Origin of the sequence: Streptomyces sp. A1136 (assembly GCF_004795055.1) — a bacterium.
In the GTDB taxonomy this organism is placed as follows: domain Bacteria; phylum Actinomycetota; class Actinomycetes; order Streptomycetales; family Streptomycetaceae; genus Streptomyces.
In genome coordinates, this window is the sequence record NZ_SSBJ01000026.1 from 98,847 (window position 1) to 117,196 (window position 18,350).

At 71.6% G+C, this 18,350-nt stretch carries 14 protein-coding genes; 2 read left to right on the forward strand and 12 right to left on the reverse strand.

Features of this window, described 5'->3' with window-relative positions; genetic code table 11:
* Positions 1-5: 5 nt before the first annotated feature.
* The 6 genes from E6R62_RS24520 to E6R62_RS24545 all read right to left on the reverse strand — a co-directional run bounded on the left by E6R62_RS24520 (position 6) and on the right by E6R62_RS24545 (position 5,515).
* The gene (locus E6R62_RS24520) at positions 6-563 is read right to left on the reverse strand and encodes a hypothetical protein (protein WP_240801858.1); all 558 of its coding nucleotides are present in this window, start codon (positions 561-563) and stop codon (positions 6-8) included.
* Positions 564-640: 77 nt separating this feature from the next.
* A complete protein-coding gene (locus E6R62_RS24525; RefSeq protein ID WP_136215688.1) occupies positions 641-1,915 on the reverse strand; it encodes a glutamate-5-semialdehyde dehydrogenase in 1,275 nt (424 codons plus the stop codon).
* Positions 1,916-2,280: 365 nt separating this feature from the next.
* Positions 2,281-2,679, reverse strand: coding sequence for a hypothetical protein (locus E6R62_RS24530; RefSeq protein ID WP_240801862.1), 399 nt, complete (start codon positions 2,677-2,679; stop codon positions 2,281-2,283).
* 108 nt (positions 2,680-2,787) lie between these two features.
* Positions 2,788-3,915, reverse strand: a complete 1,128-nt coding sequence (gene proB / locus E6R62_RS24535) for a glutamate 5-kinase (protein WP_136215690.1) — start codon at positions 3,913-3,915, stop codon at positions 2,788-2,790.
* 74 nt (positions 3,916-3,989) lie between these two features.
* Entirely contained in the window at positions 3,990-4,523 is a 534-nt protein-coding gene (locus E6R62_RS24540; protein ID WP_240801859.1) for a GtrA family protein, read from the reverse strand.
* Complete coding sequence (locus E6R62_RS24545; RefSeq protein ID WP_240801860.1) at positions 4,520-5,515, reverse strand: glycosyltransferase family 2 protein; 996 nt, start codon at positions 5,513-5,515, stop codon at positions 4,520-4,522. Before E6R62_RS24545 ends, E6R62_RS24540 begins: the two co-directional genes overlap by 4 nt.
* Positions 5,516-5,697: 182 nt before the next feature.
* Here E6R62_RS24545 and E6R62_RS24550 point away from each other — a divergent pair, with 182 nt between their 5' ends.
* Positions 5,698-8,568, forward strand: a complete 2,871-nt coding sequence (locus E6R62_RS24550; RefSeq protein WP_136215691.1) for a CDP-glycerol glycerophosphotransferase family protein — start codon at positions 5,698-5,700, stop codon at positions 8,566-8,568.
* A complete protein-coding gene (locus E6R62_RS24555) occupies positions 8,565-9,758 on the forward strand; it encodes a glycosyltransferase (RefSeq protein ID WP_136215692.1) in 1,194 nt (397 codons plus the stop codon). Before E6R62_RS24550 ends, E6R62_RS24555 begins: the two co-directional genes overlap by 4 nt.
* A gap of 70 nt (positions 9,759-9,828) precedes the next feature.
* Here the strand turns inward: E6R62_RS24555 and galE are convergent, their stop codons facing one another.
* The 6 genes from galE to E6R62_RS24585 all read right to left on the reverse strand — a co-directional run.
* Positions 9,829-10,830, reverse strand: a complete 1,002-nt coding sequence (gene galE / locus E6R62_RS24560) for a UDP-glucose 4-epimerase GalE (protein ID WP_136215693.1) — start codon at positions 10,828-10,830, stop codon at positions 9,829-9,831.
* 70 nt (positions 10,831-10,900) lie between these two features.
* Positions 10,901-12,526 carry a glycosyltransferase family 2 protein gene (locus tag E6R62_RS24565; protein WP_136215694.1) on the reverse strand — a complete coding sequence of 542 codons (1,626 nt, stop codon included), beginning with the start codon at positions 12,524-12,526 and terminating at the stop codon, positions 10,901-10,903.
* Between the two features lie 104 nt (positions 12,527-12,630).
* A complete protein-coding gene (gene obgE, locus E6R62_RS24570) occupies positions 12,631-14,076 on the reverse strand; it encodes a GTPase ObgE (RefSeq protein WP_136215695.1) in 1,446 nt (481 codons plus the stop codon).
* A 179-nt stretch (positions 14,077-14,255) separates the two neighbouring features.
* Positions 14,256-14,510 (reverse strand): 50S ribosomal protein L27, encoded by a 255-nt coding sequence (gene rpmA, locus E6R62_RS24575; RefSeq protein ID WP_048480572.1) that lies wholly within the window; start codon positions 14,508-14,510, stop codon positions 14,256-14,258.
* Positions 14,511-14,523: 13 nt separating this feature from the next.
* Positions 14,524-14,844 carry a 50S ribosomal protein L21 gene (rplU, locus tag E6R62_RS24580; protein WP_030159347.1) on the reverse strand — a complete coding sequence of 107 codons (321 nt, stop codon included), beginning with the start codon at positions 14,842-14,844 and terminating at the stop codon, positions 14,524-14,526.
* Between the two features lie 278 nt (positions 14,845-15,122).
* Positions 15,123-18,350: Rne/Rng family ribonuclease (locus E6R62_RS24585; protein ID WP_136215696.1), on the reverse strand; the 3,228-nt coding region annotated here is incomplete at its 5' end.

Here is an 18,350-nt window from a genome sequence, read left to right on the forward strand (position 1 = left end):
TACTCTCAGGGTTGGCGGCCGACGGGGTACGTAAACGCCCCGGCGCCGGTGACTTCCCGCAAGGGGGTGCTGGCCGGGGCGGGAGCGGGGTCCGGGTCGCCTTCGGCACTGCGGTACACCGCGCTGAACGCCAGGGCGACCATGCCCAGGCCCATGACGACGGCGAGCACCCAGGCGACCGGGCGCAGCCAGGGCGAGCGGCCCCGGTAGGGCCGCAGGCGCCCCCCGTAGGCCCCGTAGGGACCTTCCGGGTAACCGTGGCCGTATCCGCCGTACTCCCAGCCGGGTTCGTCGAGGCCGAAGGCGCCGGGCGGCCCGTATCCGTAGCCGTCGTGCTCGTCCTCGCCGGTCCGGCCACCGGCCACGCGCGCGGCCTCGGCGGCCTCGGCGCGGGCCCGGTCGGCCGCCCACTGGCGCTCGGCGGCGCTCGGTTCGTGAATCTCGGCGTTCCGGACGAAGTCCTCGTCGAACACCACGGAGGCGAAGTCCTGATCCGCGCCTCCGCGGTCGTCGTCGGGCTCACCGTCGTCCGGGAACGGCTTGCCCCCCACGTCGTCCGGCACGGGGACAGCGTAGACCTGGGGGGCTGCATTGGGCAGGGTGTAAGCGGAAATCCGGCCACACCGCGTCGCCCGATCGGCTACCGGATGTGACCGTCTCCGGTGACGATGTACTTGGTCGAGGTCAGCTCGGGAAGGCCCATCGGGCCTCGGGCGTGCAGCTTCTGGGTGGAGATGCCGATCTCCGCGCCGAAGCCGAACTGGCCACCGTCCGTGAACCGGGTGGAGGCGTTCACCGCGACCGTGGTCGAGTCGACCAACTGGGTGAAGCGGCGGGCGGCGGCCTGCGAGGTGGTGACGATCGCCTCGGTGTGCCCGGAGGTCCACCGGCGGATGTGGGTGACGGCGTCGTCGAGGGAGTCCACGACGGCGGCGGCGATGTCGTAGGAGAGGTATTCGGCGGCCCAGTCCTCGTCGGTGGCGGGCAGCGCGGTCACCTTGGTGTCTTCGGCGTACGAGAGGACCTCGCCGTCGCCGTGGACGGTGACGCCCGCGTCCGCGAGGGCGTCCAGGGCCAGGGGGAGGAAGGCGGCGGCGATGTCCCGGTGCACCAGGAGCGTCTCGGCGGCGTTGCAGACCGAGGGCCGCTGCGCCTTGGAGTTGACGAGGATGTCCACGGCCATGGCGAGGTCGGCCTGGGCGTCGACGTAGACGTGGCAGTTGCCGGTACCGGTCTCGATCACCGGAACGGTGGACTCCTCGACGACGGTCTTGATGAGCGAGGCGCCGCCGCGCGGGATGAGGACGTCGACGAGCCCGCGGGCGCGCATCAGCTCGCGGACCGAGTCGCGGGACTCACCGGGGACGAGCTGGATCGCGTCCGCGGGGAGACCGGCGGAGACGATGGCGTCGCGGAGGATGCCGACGAGGGCGGTGTTCGAGGCGTAGGCGGAGGAACTGCCTCGCAGGAGAACGGCGTTGCCGGACTTGAGGCAGAGGGCGGCGGCGTCGACGGTGACGTTGGGGCGCGCCTCGTAGATGATGCCGACGACGCCGAGGGGGACCCGGATCTGGCGCAGGTCGATGCCGTTGGGGAGGGTCGAGCCGCGGACGACCTCGCCGACGGGGTCGGGGAGGGCGGCGACGTCGCGCACGTCGGAGGCGATGGCGCGGACGCGTTCGGGGGTGAGGGTGAGGCGGTCGATGACGGTCTCGCTGGTGCCGGCCGCGGCGGCCTTGGCGGTGTCGACCGCGTTGGCCTCGACGATCTCGGCCGTACGGGCCTCCAGCGCGTCCGCGACGGCCAGGAGGGCGGCGTCCTTGGCGGACCGCGGGAGCGGGGCGATGGCCGCGGCGGCGGTCCGGGCGGCTCGCGCGGTGGCGGTGACGGGGCTGGGGGCGTCGTACGAGGTCATGCGGCCAGGGTAATCCCCGCCCGGCTCCCACCGGCCGGGGTTTCACCCCGCGAGACGCCGCCTGCGCGGGGTTGTCCGGCGCCCGGCCCCCACGGGCGTCCGGACACCGGGGCGGCTGCCCCGGCCGGGTCGCGGGTTCGTACCCGGGTGCCGGCCGACCGGCCCTCAGGTCCGACGGGGAGTTGGTGCCGCCGCACGGCGGGCAGGCGGGAGGACGGCCCGACTCCGCCCGGGGGCGGGCGTGCGGGGCGGCTTTGCCGGCGGGAAGCAGCGGCCCGGGTCCTCGCCGCTGACGCGGCCCTCGAAGCCCGGGTCGGACCACCGGGGCCGAACCGAGGGACGCGGCCAGGCCTGGTAGACACGGCCTAGTAGGGGTGCACGCCTACCGGGTGGGCCGGGGGCGGGCCGTAACCTTCCGCCATGCGTTGGTGGTAGGTCGCGCGGTCGATGACCTCCAGGCCGACGATCTCCCAGGGCGGCAGCCGCGCCGAGGAGCGGTGCTCGCCCCACAGCCGCAGGGCGACGGCAGCCGCGTCGTGGAGGTCGCGGGCCTCCTCCCAGTACCGGATCTCCGCGTGGTCATCGGCATACCGGCTGGTCAGCAGAAAAGGGTGATCATGCGCGAGCTGTTCCAGCCCGCGCCGCACCTCGCGCAGCGGGGCCGGCTTGCCGGAGACGCTCAGGGTCACGTGCCAGAGACGGGAGGTGTCGCCCTGATCCCCGCCTCCGCCGCCGTCACCGTCCCCGGTGCCGACGCTGGTCAGCGCTCGCCTCACCAGCCGCCTCCTGTCCGCTCCACCACGCCCCGCGTGTCCGTCTGCCTCTCACAGTTGACCAGTCCTTGGCCTGCCATGCGGCGGTTTTACCGAACCTCAGCCCTCCAGCAGCACCAGATCGTCCCGGTGGACGACCTCCCGCTCGTACGCGGGTCCGAGCTCTCGCGCGAGCTCGCGGGTGGAGCGCCCCAGCAGCCTCGGGAGTTCCTTGGCGTCGAAATTGACCAGGCCCCGGGCCACCGCGCGGCCGTCCGCCGAGCGCAGCTCCACGGGATCACCGGCGACGAACTCGCCTTCCACCGCGGCGATCCCGGCGGGCAGCAGGGAACTGCCTCGCTCGGTGACCGCGCGCACCGCGCCGTCGTCGAGTACGAGGTGTCCCTGGGGGGTCGAGGCGTGTTGGAGCCACAGCAGCCGGTCCGCCGAGCGGCGGCCCGTCGCGTGGAAGAGGGTGCCGGTGGGCCGGCCGGCGAGGGCGTCCGCGGCCTGGCTGGCGGAGGTCAGGACCACCGGGACGCCGGCGGCCGCCGCGATCCGCGCGGCCTCGACCTTGGTGACCATGCCGCCGGTGCCGACACCCGCCTTGCCCGCGCTGCCGATGGACACGTGGGCGATGTCCTCGGGGCCGCGCACTTCCTCGACCCGGGTGGTGCCGGGCAGTGACGGGTCCCCGTCGTAGAGGCCGTCGACGTCGGACAGCAGTACCAGCAGGTCGGCGCGGACGAGGTGGGCGACGAGGGCCGCCAGCCGGTCGTTGTCGCCGAAGCGGATCTCGTCCGTGGCCACGGTGTCGTTCTCGTTGACGACGGGCAGGGCCCCCATGACGAGGAGTTGGTCCAGGGTCCGGTAGGCGTTGCGGTAGTGCGCGCGCCGGCTGGTGTCGTCGCTGGTCAGCAGGACTTGGCCGACCCGGATGCCGTAGCGGGCGAAAGAGGCGGTGTACCGGGCGACGAGCAGGCCCTGTCCGACGCTCGCCGCGGCCTGCTGGCGGGCCAGGTCCTTGGGCCGGCGGCGCAGTCCGAGGGGGGAGAGCCCGGCGGCGATGGCGCCGGAGGAGACCAGGACTATCTCCTTCTCGCCGCCGCTGCGGGCCTTGGCCAGTACGTCGACCAGCGCGTCCACCCGGTCGGCGTCGAGACCGCCCGCCGCGGTGGTCAGCGAGGAGGAGCCGACCTTGACGACGATCCTGCGGGCGTCCACGACGCTCTGCCTAGCCGCTGACACGTCTTCCCCTTGCCCCTTGCCTGATCCTTGCGCCCTCAATCTACGGGGTGGCCGGCCGGGGTCGCGCGGCGGTTTCAGAGCGTGGACGAGCTTCGGGCCGGGCCCTGACCGGCCGCCGCCGGGTCCTGACCGGCGCCCGCCCGGGCCGCCCCGGGCACGAGGATCTTGCGCGAGAGCAGGAAGGTGAACGGGATCGCCACGACGGCCGCGACCAGCGGGGCGATCCGGGTGTCCATCCCGGCCCAGGTCACCAGGGCGTAGAGGCCGACCGACTGGATCACGTAGTTGGTGACGTTGGTCAGCGGGAAGAGCGCGAACTTCTTCCAGGTCGGCCGGGTCCGGTAGGTGAAGTAGGTGTTCATGAAGAACGAGCCGACCATCGAGAGCAGGAAGGCCAGGGTGTAGGCGGCGAAGTAGGGCATCCACGGGTGCAGGAGCAGGTAGATGCCGAAGAAGGTGCCGGTGTTCACCCCGCCGACGAGGCCGAAGCGGACGACCTGCCCGAGCTGCTCGCGCCGTGTGGCGCGGGTGCCGCCCGTACCGGGTGTACCGCCCGTACCGGGAGTGGTGGGCGTAGCGGGATTGCCCGTGGTGCCGTCGGCCGTCATCCTCGACTGCGCTCCACAATCACGGCCTCGGTGGCGTCCGCGCCTCGGGCGGGGGTAGCGTCCCGGCCCGCGCCGTGCGCCTCCTTCACCAGGAAGTGGGGCCTGCGCTTGGTCTCGTAGTAGATGCGGCCGATGTACTCGCCGATCAATCCCAGCATGATCATCTGTACGCCGCCGAGGCCCGTGATGAGCGCGACGAGGGTGACGTATCCGGGGGACTCGACGCCGTGGGTGATCGCCATGACGGTGATCCACAGCGCGTAGAGCCCGGTCAGGGCCACGAGGGACACGCCGAGCCAGATACCGATTCGCAGTGGCCGGTTGTTGAAGGAGATCAGGCCGTCCATGGCGTAGTTCAGCAGGGAGCCGAACTTCCACTTCGTCTCGCCGGCCTCGCGCTGCGCGTTGCGGTAGTCGAAGTGGACGGTGTCGAAGCCGATCCAGGAGAAGAGCCCCTTGGAGAAGCGGTTGTACTCCGGCAGCGACAGCAGGGCGTCGACGGCCGCGCGGGAGAGCAACCGGAAGTCGCCGACCCCGTCGGTGAGCTCGACGTCGACCCAGCGGTTGACGCCGCGGTAGTAGAGCCGGCTGAGCGCGGAGCGGACCTTCTTGTCCCCCTCGCGCGTGCGCCGGGCGATGATCTGGTCGTGCCCCTGCCGGTGGTAGTCGAGCATGGTGGCGATCAGCTCGGGCGGGTGCTGGAGATCGGCGTCCATGATCACCACAGCGTCACCGGTGGCCTCGCGCAGACCGGCGAGCATGCCCGCCTCCTTGCCGAAGTTGCGGCTGAAGGAGACGTAGCGCGTCTGCTCGCCGTGTTCCGCGGCGATCTTGCGGAGCTTGTCGAGGGTCCCGTCGCGACTGCCGTCGTCGACGTAACACACCTCATAGGTGACGGGCAGCGCGTCCAGGACCCTGCGGATCTCGACGTCGAAACTGTCGATGACTGCTTCTTCGTTGTAACAAGGGACAACTACCGACAGCTTGGTCATGAACACTTCCTGCTGGGTCCGAACGGGTGATTGTCGGCGACCGGACCCGCCACACACCTCTTCCTCAGAAGTATGCACGGCCGGGCCGGCCTGCCGGAGTCGCGCGTGACACACGGTAGCTTTGACGGGCGGGGGGTCCCCTCGGACGGAGTCCGAGGGCGGAATGGAACAAAGGGATCGAGGTGCACGTGCCTGACGTCTCCGTGGTCGTCATCGTCTATAACGACGCAGAGCGTCTGTCGACAGCCGTCCAGTCGGTTTTGGACCAGACCCTTCACGGGGTCGAAGTCGTGATCGTGGACGACTGCAGCAAGGACCGGTCCTACGCGGTCGCCCAGGAACTGGAGGCCGCCCATCCGGGCAGGGTGCGCGCCTTCCGGTTGCCGGAGAACAGCGGTGGCTGCGGCGCGCCGCGCAATCACGGCATCAAGCAGGCCACCGGCACCTACGTCATGTTCCTGGACAGCGACGACGTGCTGGAACGAAACGCCTGCCGCAACATGCTGTCCGCGGCCGAGCGGACGGGTTCCGACCTGGTCTCGGGCATGTGCGTGCGCGTGCACCTGGACAACCGGTGGGGCAAGACCACCGAGTGGTACCCGTGGATCTACTCCCGCACCCGCACGCTGGAGTCGATCACCGAGTACCCGGACCTGCTGGTGTACGACACTCTCTCCACGAACAAGTGCTACCGGCGCGCCTTCCTGCTGGAGCAGGGCCTGGAGTTCCCGGTCGGCATCCACTACGAGGACCTGCTGTTCTCCGCGCAGGCGTACGTCGCCGCGCGCCGCATCACGCTGATCCCCAACCATGTCTACTTCTGGAACGTGGTCGAGAAGGCGGCGGCGAAGTCGATCAGCAACCGGCGCCACGAGATCGCGAACTTCGTCCACCGGATGGAGATCCACCGGCGCGTCGACGAGTTGCTGGCCTCCAAGGGCCACACCGACATCAAGACCGCCAAGGACGCCAAGTTCCTCAAGCACGACCTGGTGCTCCACCTGCGCGACCTGCCCCTGCTGGGCGACGCGTACCGCCAGGAGTTCGCCCGCCTGGCCAACGGCTACCTGGCCGGCATCGACCCGGCCGCCTACGACAGCGTCAACCACCTCCAGGCCATCTGCGCCTACCTGCTCGGCAAGGAGGACTGGGACAACCTGCTCCCGGCGGCGGACGCGATGACCAACAAGGGCCGTCTCACGTCGCCGCTGGCCGAACGCGACGGCCGGGTCTACTGGTGTTCCCGGCACCTCGACGACGCCGAGGGCCGCCGGATACTGGACGTCACCGAGCAGGGCTTCCACACCACCGCGCTCCACTCGCTGTCCCTGGGCAACCGCCTCACCTCCTACGAGGACGACGGGCGCGGCACGGTCACCCTGTCCGGCGCCGTCGTCAACCCGCTCGGACGCATCCGGGAGGGGCAGGAGCTCAAGGCCACCCTCGAATTCCGCGCCCGCCGCCAGATCGGCGTGCGCTCGTTCGGTTTCCCGGCGACAACCGTGCGCCACGCCGGTGACACGATCGAGTGGACCGCGACCGCCGATGTCGCGAGCACCGTCCGTCCGCTGGGCATCATCGACGCCGTCTGGGACGTCCGGCTGAAGCTGACGGCCGGCGGCGAGCGGATCACCACCCGCGTCTCGGTCGGCGGGGTGGACCTGGAGTCGGCCGCCCGGCTGCGCGTGCGCCCCCGGCTGACCCGACTGGTCTCCGACCGCTTCGAGCCGGAGGTGACCAAGAAGGGCAACCTCTCCTACGTCCTGACCGCCGAGGGCGCCGCCGCCGTGCGCACCCGGACGCTGATCGACAGCGCGATGCACGGCAAGGCCGCAGGCGTGGTCAAGCGCGGTCTGCGCAAGGCGCTGCGAGCCCGCCGCAACATCGGCTCGGGCGAGCAGAAGGTGAAGGTCTACCACGAGGTCTTCTCGAAGCTGCCGCTCAAGAAGGGCACCGTCGTCTTCGAGAGCCACATGGGCAAGCAGTACAGCGACAGCCCGAAGGCGATCTACGAGGAGATGGTGCGCCAGGGCGTGCCCTTCGAGGCCATCTGGTCCTACGCGGGCGCCAAGCCGACCGGCTTCCCCAAGGAGGCCACGCTGGTGCGCCGCTGGAGCTGGCCGTACCTGCGGGCGCTGGCGCAGGCCGAGTTCTGGGTCGACAACCAGGGCTTCCCGTTGGCGTTGACCAAGCGGGCGGGCACCACCTACATCCAGACCTGGCACGGCTCCGCGCTCAAGCGGATGGGTTTCCACGAACCCCGCACCAAGGCCCAGGGCAAGGCCGGCCAAGACCGCTTCCAGGCGGCCGTGGACCGTTTCGACCACTTCCTCATCCGCTCCGAGCACGACGCCCGGACCCTGGCCAAGGGCTTCCGCCTGCGCGACGAGGTCCTGGTGCGCAGCGGCTACCCGCGCAACGACGCCCTGGTCGAGGCGCACGGCGCCGAGGTGCAGAGCGGGGAGCGGGTCCGCGGGCCGCTCGCCGCCGAGCTGGGCATCGACCCGGACAAGCGGGTGCTGCTGTACGCGCCGACCTTCCGGGCCGGCGCCGACGGCACGGTGGAGAACTTCGTCTTCCCGTTCGACGTGGAGGAGTTCGCGGACCGGCTGGGTGACAGGTTCGTCCTGTTGGTGCGCACGCACTACCTCAACAGCGTCTCGCTGCCGCCGTCGGTCGCGGGCCGGGTGATCGACGTCTCCCGGCACCACGACATCACCCCGCTGCTGGCACTCGCCGACGGCCTGATCACCGACTACTCGTCGGTGATGTTCGACTACGCGGTGCTGGACCGGCCGATGCTGTTCTTCGCCTACGACTACGAGGCGTACGCGACGGACATCCGCGGCACCTACTTCGACCTCAAGGAGAAGGCGCCGGGGCCGGTGGTGGCGACCGCCGACGAGCTGATGCAGGCCGTCTCCGCCTTCGACGAGGCCGACGCCAAGTACGCGGGAGCGCGCCGGCGCTTCCTCACCGAGTTCGGCGAGTACGACCGCGGGGACGCCGCCCGCCAGATCGTCGAGAAGTTCTTCACCAGGAGCGGCAAGTGAGCCAGCAGAGCGCCGCCGAACCGGCCGCCGCGTCGACGCCGGACGGCCGTGACATCTTCCTCGTGTCCAACAGCGTGGACGAGCTCGGCGGTGTGACCACCTGGTCGCACCAGATGGCCCGGCTCTTCACCGAGCGCGGGCACCGGGTGCACGTCATCGGCATCGCGCCGGTCGAGGAGGAGCTGCGGCAGAGGTTCCCGCAGGACCTCCCGTACGAGACGACCACCCTGTACGCGTCCCGGCCGCCGAGCGCGCGCCGACTGACCGGCCTCAAGGGGCGGCTCAACGCCCCCGAGCGGCGCCGCCAGGCGGCCCGCCGCGCCGGGATGCGCGCCAAGGCCGAGACGCTGAGCTCCCTGTTCCGCGTCGCCCGCCCGGGCGCCGTGGTCATCGTCACGCAGGTGTGGGCGATGGAGTGGGTGGCGCTCGCCGACACCAAGGGGCTCACCCTCATCGGCATGAGCCACGAGTCCTACGAGGCGAGCCACAAGTCCTCCCGGGGCGAGCGGGTACGCCGCTTCTACCAGGACGCGGACCGGCTGCTGGTGCTGACGCCCGAGGACGCGGACCTGTGGATCCGGGCGGGCGTGCAGAACGTGGACAGCATGCCGAACCCGCTGCCCTTCATGCCGGACTCCCCCGCCCCGCGCACCGAGAAGGTCGTCGCGAGCGTGGGCCGCCTCGCCTTCGAGAAGGGCATGGACCTGCTGCTCGACGCCTGGGCGGACGCGGCGCCGCGCCACCCCGACTGGGTGCTGCGGATCTACGGCGCGGGAGTGGAGGAACCGAAGCTGCGGGCGCACGCCGCCGAGCTCGGCATCGAGGAGTCGGTGCAGTGGATGGGCAGCACGGACGACGTGCTGGGCGCGCTGCGCGGGGCTTCGGTCTTCGCCCAGGCCTCGCGGGCCGAGGGTTTCCCCATCACGCTGCTGGAGGCGATGGCCGCCGGCCTGCCGGTGGTCGCCTTCGACTGCGCGCCGGGCGTGCGGGAGATCGTGCGGCACGGCGAGGACGGTCTGCTGGGCCGGCTCGGCAACACGATGGAGCTGGCCGGGCACCTTGACGTGCTGATGACGGACGGCGGTCTGCGCGACCGGCTGGGCGACACCGCGTTCCGCGAGGTCCGCCGCTACTCCAGCGCCGAGATCACCGACCGCTGGGAAGAGCTGTTCTCCTTCCTGGAGCGCTGACCCCCTCCCGCGCATGTGAAGCCGCCCGCCCCGGACCTGGTCCGGGGCGGGCGGCTTCGTACGAGGCGCCCTAGCGGCCCACGTGCTCCACGGCGTCGGCGCGGTTGGCTTCCCAGCCCGCCCAGGCCGAGGTGATCATCTCGCGGACGTCGTGCTTGGCCTTCCAGCCCAGCTCCGCGGCGATCTTGTCGGCCGAGGCCACCACCTTCGCCGGGTCGCCGGGGCGGCGCGGGGTGACCACGGGGGCGAGGTCGTGCCCGGTGTGGGCGTTCATCAGCTCGACCATCTCGCGGACGGAGACCCCCTCACCGCGGCCGATGTTGACCGTGAGGTCCTGGTACCGGCCCTGCGCGCCCCACTCGGCGAGCCTGCGGGCGGCCACCACGTGGGCGTCGGCCAGGTCCTCGACGTGGATGTAGTCGCGGATGCAGGTGCCGTCCGGGGTCGGGTAGTCGTCGCCGAAGATCCGCGCGCCCTCACCGGCGCTGTAGCGCTCGAAGACCATCGGGACGAGGTTGAAGACGCCCGTGTCGGCGAGTTCCGGCGTCGCGGCGCCCGCCACGTTGAAGTAGCGCAGGCAGGCGGTGGAGATGCCGTGGGCCTTGCCCGCGGCGCGGACCAGCCATTCGCCGGCCAGCTTGGTCTCGCCGTACGGGCTCAGCGGCAGGCAGGGGGTGTCCTCGGTGACGAGGTCGACGTCCGGCATCCCGTAGACGGAGGCGGAGGAGGAGAACAGGAAGTTGCGGATGCCGGCGTCGGCCACGGCCTGGAGCAGTACCGTCAGGCCCTGCACGTTCTCGTGGTAGTAGTACAGCGGCTTCTCGACGGACTCGCCGACCTGCTTCTTGCCCGCGAGGTGCACCACTCCGGTGATCTCGTGCCGGGCGATGGTCTCGTCCAGGGTCAGCCGATCCAGGACCGAGCCGATCACCAGCGGTACGCCCTCGGGGACGCGGCTCTCGTCGCCCGTGGAGAGGTCGTCGAGGACGACGACCCGCTCGCCGGCGAGCAGCATCGCGCGGACGACGTGCGCGCCGATGTACCCGGCGCCACCGGTGATCAGAAATGTCATGCCTAGTCTCCCGAGTCCTGTCTGTCCTGTGGGTCTTCGTCCCGCGCCGGCGGCTGAGGTCACCGGGCCCTCAGCCCGACTTCAACGCCGCCTTGGCCCTGGCCCTGCCGAGCCGGTTGCGCACGAAGCTGAGCGCACCCGCCGCGCCCGGCGCGAGCCGGATCGCCAGCGAACCGCCGGCCGTACGGTACGGCTGCGCCAACAGAACACCGTACCGGCTACTGGGCAGGGCGCGTCGGCGCAGCAGGTCATCGAGGGGGCGCGGAGAGGTGACCAGGGAGCTCCCGTCGGCACACTCCACGCCGATCTGCACGCCCCAGGCCTGCATCCCGCGCCGGCCCTGGCGTCGGCCCGCCTCCGCGAGCGTGGTCAGGCGGAAGGGCACGTCGCAGACCCAGCCGTCGCCGTCGGCCGCCGGGCGCAATTCCACCGGCTCGCCCCGTACGGGTTCCCCACCCGAACGCGGCACGAACAGCGGCCGGGCGGTGCGCGGCCCGGCCGCGGCGAGCCGCCCGTACAGGTCGCGCACCCGCAGGCGCAGCGTCGCCGCGCCCGCCGCCCGGGCGTCGATGGTGACGGGCAGCGCGGCGATCGGCAGTTCCGCGAGCCGGTCCAGCTCCACCGGCAGCTCCTCGCTCCACACCGGCAGCCCGTCCGGGTCGGTGGCGTACGGGGGCTCCAGGCGCGGGGGTTCGGCGGCGAAGCGGGCGAGTCGCGCGATGTCGGCGGGCGGGGTCGCGGTGGCCCGCAACACCCGTACGATCCACCGCGCGTGCGCGCCGGCGGCCTCGATGTCGGCGTCGGCGAAGCCGGCCAGGTAGTCCCGCGTCAACGTCCACCAGGCGGCCTGGTACTCGGGGTCCCGGCCGATCTCGCGCAGGTACATGCGCAGGTCGTACTCAAGGAACTTCACCTGGCAGGCGCGGCCCAGCTCCGGCGAGGACTCGGCCAGGACGCGGGAGGCGGTGCGGTGGGCCTCGATGCGCGAACGCCAGTTGCCGACGTCCTTGCGGTCCAGGGAGATCGACACCTGCGCGGCGCCGCGGCGCACGTGCCAGACGTAGACGAGGTCGTCGATCACCGCGACGCGGGGATCGGCGGCCATCACGCGGGCGGTGAAGACGAAGTCCTCGTAGCGGAAGCGGCCGTCGGGGAAGCGGATGGAGTGCTCGTCCAGGAAGGCGCGCTCGTAGAGCTTGTTGACGCACAGGGTGTCGCGGACCAGTTCGGGCCGCTCGGCGGGATGTTCGATCACGTCGCCGGCGGTGTACAGCCCCGGGACCCACGGCACGTCCTGGTACTGCGGCAGCTCGCGACGTACGCACGCGCCCACGGTCACCGGCGTCTTGTGCTCCCGCGCGGCGCTCACCAGGGCGTCGGCCGCGCCCGGCGGCAGGACGTCGTCGCTGTCGAGGAAGAGGACGTACGGGGCGGTCGAGGCGGCGATCCCGTCGTTGCGAGGGGTACCGCAGCCACCGCTGTTCTCGGTGCGGTGCAGGACCCTCACCTTGGGGTGCGAGGCGGCCAGCTCGTCCAGCACCCTGGCGGTGTCGTCGGAGGAGGCGTCGTCGACGGCGAGGACCTCGGCGACCACCGGACCCTGGGCGAGAGCCGAGGTAACGGCCTCGCCCACGAGCCCGGCGTCGTTGTAAGCGATCACCACGATGGATACGGTGGCGGCATTGGTGCTGGTCACCCAGTTGATCCTAGGCGACCGGGGTAAAGCCCGGATCAACCGGACCGGTCACGCGCGCGGGACCGGTCCCCCGACGGGAGACCGGTCACCCGACGGGGCCCGCCTCAGAACGGGCGGAACTCGTCGTACTCCTGCTGCGCGGAGTCGCCGCGCTTGGCGTCCCGCTCCTTGCGGCGCTGCGTGGCCGGGCGCGGCGCGTCCATACGGTGGTCCTCGCCACGACGTCCCAGCATCTCGGCGCCGGCCATCATGGTCGGCTCCCAGTCGAAGACGACGGCGTTCTCGTCGGAGCCGATGGCCACGCCGTCACCGGCGCGGGCGCCGGCCTTCTTGAGGGCGTCCTCGACACCGAGGCGGTTGAGCCGGTCCGCGAGGTAGCCGACGGCCTCGTCGTTGTTGAAGTCGGTCTGGCGCACCCAGCGTTCGGGCTTCTCACCGCGCACGTTGTAGACGTCCTCGACCTCGTCGTAGGTGACGGTGAAGCCGGCGTCGTCCACGGCCTTCGGGCGGATGACGATGCGGGTCGCCTCCTCCTTCGGCTTGCGGGCGCGCGCCTTCGCGATGACCTCGGCGAGGAAGTAGGAGAGCTCCTTGAGACCCGTACGGGCGACCGCGGAGACCTCGAAGACCTTGTAGCCGCGCGCCTCCAGGTCCGGGCGGACCATGTCCGCGAGCTCCTGGCCGTCCGGGATGTCGACCTTGTTGAGGACGACGAGCCGCGGGCGCTTCTCCAGGCCGCCGCCGTAGAGCTTGAGCTCTTCCTCGATGACGTCGAGGTCGGCGATCGGGTCGCGGTCGGACTCCAGGGTGGCGGTGTCCAGTACGTGCACCAGCACCGAGCAGCGCTCGACGTGGCGCAGGAACTCCAGGCCCAGCCCCCTGCCCTGGCTGGCGCCCGGGATCAGGCCCGGGACGTCGGCGATGGTGTAGACGGTCGAGCCGGCCGTCACGACGCCCAGGTTCGGGACGAGGGTGGTGAAGGGGTAGTCCGCGATCTTCGGCTTGGCGGAGGAGAGCACCGAGATCAGCGAGGACTTGCCGGCGCTCGGGAAGCCGACCAGCGCCACGTCGGCGACGGTCTTCAGCTCCAGGACGATGTCGCCGGTGGTGCCGGGGACGCCGAGCAGCGCGAAGCCGGGCGCCTTGCGGCGGGCCGACGACAGCGCGGCGTTGCCCAGGCCCCCGCGGCCGCCCTCGGCCGCGACGTAGGTGGTGCCCTGACCGACGAGGTCGGCGAGGACGTTGCCCTCCTTGTCGAGGACGACGGTGCCGTCCGGCACGGGCAGGACGAGGTCCTGGCCGTCCTTGCCGGAGCGGTTGCCGCCCTCGCCGGGCTTGCCGTTGGTGGCCTTGCGGTGGGGGCTGTGGTGGTAGTCCAGCAGGGTCGTGATCGCCTGCTCCACCACCAGGATGACGTCGCCGCCACGGCCGCCGTTGCCGCCGTCGGGGCCGCCGAGCGGCTTGAACTTCTCCCGGTGAACGGAGGCGCAGCCGTGGCCCCCGTTACCCGCGGCGACGTGCAGCTCGACGCGGTCCACGAAGGTGGTCATGGGTGTTCCTCCAGATACATACGGGATATGTCCCGGGCAGTCCGTATTGCTACCACTGCCCATTAAACGCGGTCTATATGACCAACGCGCCGAGGGCGGACCTCTCTTCCCGGCTCGCGCCGGGAAGAGCTGAGATCCGCCCTCGGGAAGTTACGTACGCCGGTTCAGCAGAGCTAAGATCAGGCGGCCGGAACGATGTTGACGACCTTGCGGCCACGGTGCGTGCCGAACTCGACGGCACCGGCCTGCAGCGCGAACAGCGTGTCGTCGCCACCACGACCCACACCCGAACCGGGGTGGAAGTGGGTGCCGCGCTGGCGGACGAGGATCTCGCCGGCGGAAACGACCTGACCGCCGAAGCGCTTCACGCCGAGCCGCTGGGCATTGGAGTCGCGCCCGTTCCGGGTGGACGATGCGCCCTTCTTGTGTGCCATGTCTCAGTCCCTCTTACTTCGCAGCCGTGGGGATACCGGTGACCTTGATCGCCGTGTACTGCTGGCGGTGACCCTGGCGACGGCGGTAGCCGGTCTTGTTCTTGTAGCGCAGGATGTCGATCTTGGCGCCCTTGTGGTGGTCCACGATCTCGGCCTGGACCTTGATCCCGGCCAGCACCCACGGGTCGCTGGTCACGGCGTCGCCGTCGACAACGAGCAGGGTCGAGAGCTCGACCGTGTCGCCAACCTTGGCAGTGGAAATCTTGTCAACCTCAACGATGTCACCAACAGCAACCTTGTGCTGGCGACCACCGCTGCGCACGATGGCGTACACGCGGATCTCTCTCTCACTCGGGACGGATGCTCCTGAAGCCAGCCGCTCACATGGGCCGGGGCCCACGGTGATCCGGATTGGACGAGCGGCCTCTCCCGCGCGGCGCACAGGCGCAGCGAATGGGAGGAAGGTGCTCAGGAGCGCGACGCGCACTAGACGTGGAAATCATCTAGGACATGCCGACGGTCTAGGTTACGGGGCCGGTTCCGGGGGGTCAAACCGGCCTCCGCAGGACCGTGGGCCCCGCCGCTCGGCGGGGCCCACGGTCGTCGCGCGGATCAGCCTTCGGCGGGAGCCGAGACCGACGGCGGCGTCTGCTGCTCGGCCGCCGCGGTCTTCTTCGTCGCCCGCTTGGCCGGGGCCTTCTTGGCCGCCGTGGTGGCCGTCGTGGCCTTCTTCGCGGCCGTCTTCTTCGCGGTGGCGGTCTTGGTGGCCGCCGCCTTCTTGGCCGGGGCCTTCTTCGCCGGGGCCTTCTTGGCCGCGGTGGTGGTCGCCTTCTTCGCGGCCGTCTTGCGGACGGCCTTCTTGGCGACGACCGGAGCGGCTTCCTCGGCTTCCACCGCGGGCTGCTCCGCCTCCACCGGCGCCTCGGCGGGAGCCTGCGGCTCCGCCGACGGCGTCTCGACGACCAGGACGGCCGCCTCGGCCGCGCCCGCCGGGGAACCGGCCGGAGCGGTCGCCTTACGGGTGGCGCGGCGACGCGGACGGGCCGGAGCGGCCTCGACCACGGGCTCCGCCGGGACCTGCGCGACGACCGGCTCGGGCTCGGCCGCCACGACGGCCTCCACCGGCGCCGTCTCGACCACGGCCTCGACCACCGTCTCGGCCACGGCCTCCGGCTCGGCCGAAGCCGCCGGGGCACCCGCCGGAGCGGTCGCCTTACGGGTCGCACGGCGACGCGTACGGCCCTTCGGCGCCTCTTCCACCGGCGCGGCCACGACCGTCTCGGCGGCCTCCACGGCCTCCTCGACGACCTCGGCGGCCGGCTCCAGGACGGTGTCCGCCGGCGCCGTGACCGGCTCCTCCTCGATGACCGGGGTCACCGGGGCCGGCTCGGCCGGAGCCTGCGCCGGGACGGCGGCGGCGCCGCGCGGGGCGCCCGCCGGAGCGGTCGCCTTGCGGGTCGCACGGCGACGGTTGCGCCGACCGCTCAGCCCCGCGGCGGCCTCCGCCTCGGCCGGGCTGCCGTACAGCTCCTCGCCCGCGACGAACTCCGGCTCCGGCAGCGCGCGCGGGGCAGCGACCTCGGCCGCGACCTCCGCTTCCGTCTCGACCTCGTACTCCTCGACGTCCGCGGCCAGGGCCGCGTCGACGGCCTCGATCTCGTGGTCGTGCTCGTGACCGCGACCGCCGCGACGCTTGGAACGCTTGCCGTTGCCACCGCCGCCGGCCGCCGTCGGGATGTCCATGTGGACGATCACGCCGCGACCGTTGCAGTGGACACAGGTCTCGGAGAAGGACTCCAGCAGACCCTGGCCGACCCGCTTGCGGGTCATCTGCACCAGGCCCAGCGAGGTGACCTCGGCCACCTGGTGCTTGGTCCGGTCCCGGCCCAGGCACTCCAGCATCCGGCGCAGCACCAGGTCCCGGTTCGACTCCAGCACCATGTCGATGAAGTCGATGACGACGATGCCGCCCAGGTCGCGCAGCCGCAGCTGGCGCACGATCTCCTCGGCCGCCTCCAGGTTGTTCCTGGTGACGGTCTCCTCCAGGTTGCCGCCCTGGCCGGTGAACTTGCCGGTGTTGACGTCGATGACGATCATCGCCTCGGTCTTGTCGATCACGAGGGAACCGCCCGAGGGCAGCCACACCTTGCGGTCGAGCGCCTTGGCGAGCTGCTCGTCGATCCGGTAGGTCGCGAAGACGTCCACCTCGGAGGTCCAGCGCGACAGCCGGTCCGCGAGGTCCGGCGCCACGTGGGACACGTAGCCGTGGATGGTCTCCCACGCCTGGTCACCGCTGACGATGACCTTCGAGAAGTCCTCGTTGAAGATGTCGCGCACGACACGGACCGTCATGTCCGGCTCGCCGTACAGCAGGCTCGGCGAAGACGTCGTGATCTGCTTCGACTTCTTCTGGATGTCCTCCCACTGGGCCTGCAGACGCTCGACGTCACGGCGCAGCTCGTCCTCGCTCGCGCCCTCGGCGGCGGTGCGCACGATGACGCCCGCGTCCTCGGGGACGATCTTCTTGAGGATGGTCTTCAGACGCGCGCGCTCGGTGTCGGGCAGCTTGCGGCTGATGCCGGTCATCGAGCCCTCGGGCACGTAGACCAGGTACCGGCCGGGCAGCGAGACCTGGCTGGTCAGACGGGCACCCTTGTGACCGATCGGGTCCTTGGTGACCTGCACCAGGACCGACTGGCCCGACTTGAGGGCCGACTCGATGCGGCGCGGGCCGTTGGCCATGCCCAGCGCCTCGAAGTTGACCTCACCGGCGTACAGGACGGCGTTGCGGCCCTTGCCGATGTCGATGAAGGCGGCCTCCATCGACGGCAGCACGTTCTGGACCTTGCCCAGGTAGACGTTGCCGACGTACGAGGTGGCTTCTTCCTTGTTCACGTAGTGCTCGACGAGCACGTTGTCCTCGAGGACGCCGATCTGGGTGCGCTCGCCCGCCTGGCGGACGACCATCACACGCTCGACGGCCTCCCGGCGGGCCAGGAACTCGGCCTCGGTGATGATCGGGACGCGGCGGCGACCCTGCTCGCGGCCCTCGCGGCGGCGCTGCTTCTTCGCCTCCAGACGGGTCGAGCCCTTGATGGACTGGACCTCGTCCGCGCCGGTACCGGGCTCGGCCTTCTCACGGGCCGGACGCGGCTCGCGGACCTTGACGACGGTACGGACCCCGTCCTCCTCGGACGCCTCGACGTCCGTGCCACCGTCACCACTGCGGCGGCGACGACGACGGCGACGACGGCTGGAGCTGGACCCCAGGGCGCCGGACTCGTCGGACTCGTCCTCCTCCGCCTCCTCGTCGGCCTCCTGCTCGGCGGCCTCGGCCTCGGCCTCGGCGTCCTCGTCGGCGGTCTCGTCCAGGTCGGCGGCCTCACCGCGGCGACGGCGACGGCCACCGCGGCGGCGACGACGCGACGGACGCTCGCCGTCGCCCTCCTCGTCGTCGAGGTCGGCGGCCTCGGCCTCCGCCTCGGGCTCCTCGGCCTCCTGCATCTCCACGTCGGCCGGCGAGACGGGCGCCGACTCGGCGGCCGGAGCGGCCTCGACGGCGCCACGGCCGCGGCGGCGGCGACGGCCGGCCGGCTGCGCGACGGGGGCGGCGGGGGCCTCGGCCTCGGTCTCGTCCTCCTCCTCGGCTTCCTCGGCCCGGGAGGCGGCGGCAGCGGCCGCGGCGGCCATGGCGGCGGTCTCCGGGGTCTGGAACATCGGCTCGGCGAACACCGGGGCCTGGAACACGGCCACGGCGGGCCGTGCGGCGCGTCGGCCGCCACGGGACGGGGCCGGGGCGGCGGGCGCCTCGGGCTCGGCGGCGGCGACGGGCTGCGCGGG

Bases quoted from the DNA above. Each gene is read 5' to 3' on its own strand.
- E6R62_RS24545 (WP_240801860.1), bottom strand. From the start codon at position 5,515: ATGACCAAGCTGTCGGTAGTTGTCCCTTGTTACAACGAAGAAGCAGTC.
- obgE (WP_136215695.1), bottom strand. From the start codon at position 14,076: ATGACCACCTTCGTGGACCGCGTCGAGCTGCACGTCGCCGCGGGTAAC.
- E6R62_RS24540 (WP_240801859.1), bottom strand. From the start codon at position 4,523: ATGACGGCCGACGGCACCACGGGCAATCCCGCTACGCCCACCACTCCC.
- rpmA (WP_048480572.1), bottom strand. From the start codon at position 14,510: ATGGCACACAAGAAGGGCGCATCGTCCACCCGGAACGGGCGCGACTCC.
- E6R62_RS24525 (WP_136215688.1), bottom strand. From the start codon at position 1,915: ATGACCTCGTACGACGCCCCCAGCCCCGTCACCGCCACCGCGCGAGCC.
- galE (WP_136215693.1), bottom strand. From the start codon at position 10,830: ATGACATTTCTGATCACCGGTGGCGCCGGGTACATCGGCGCGCACGTC.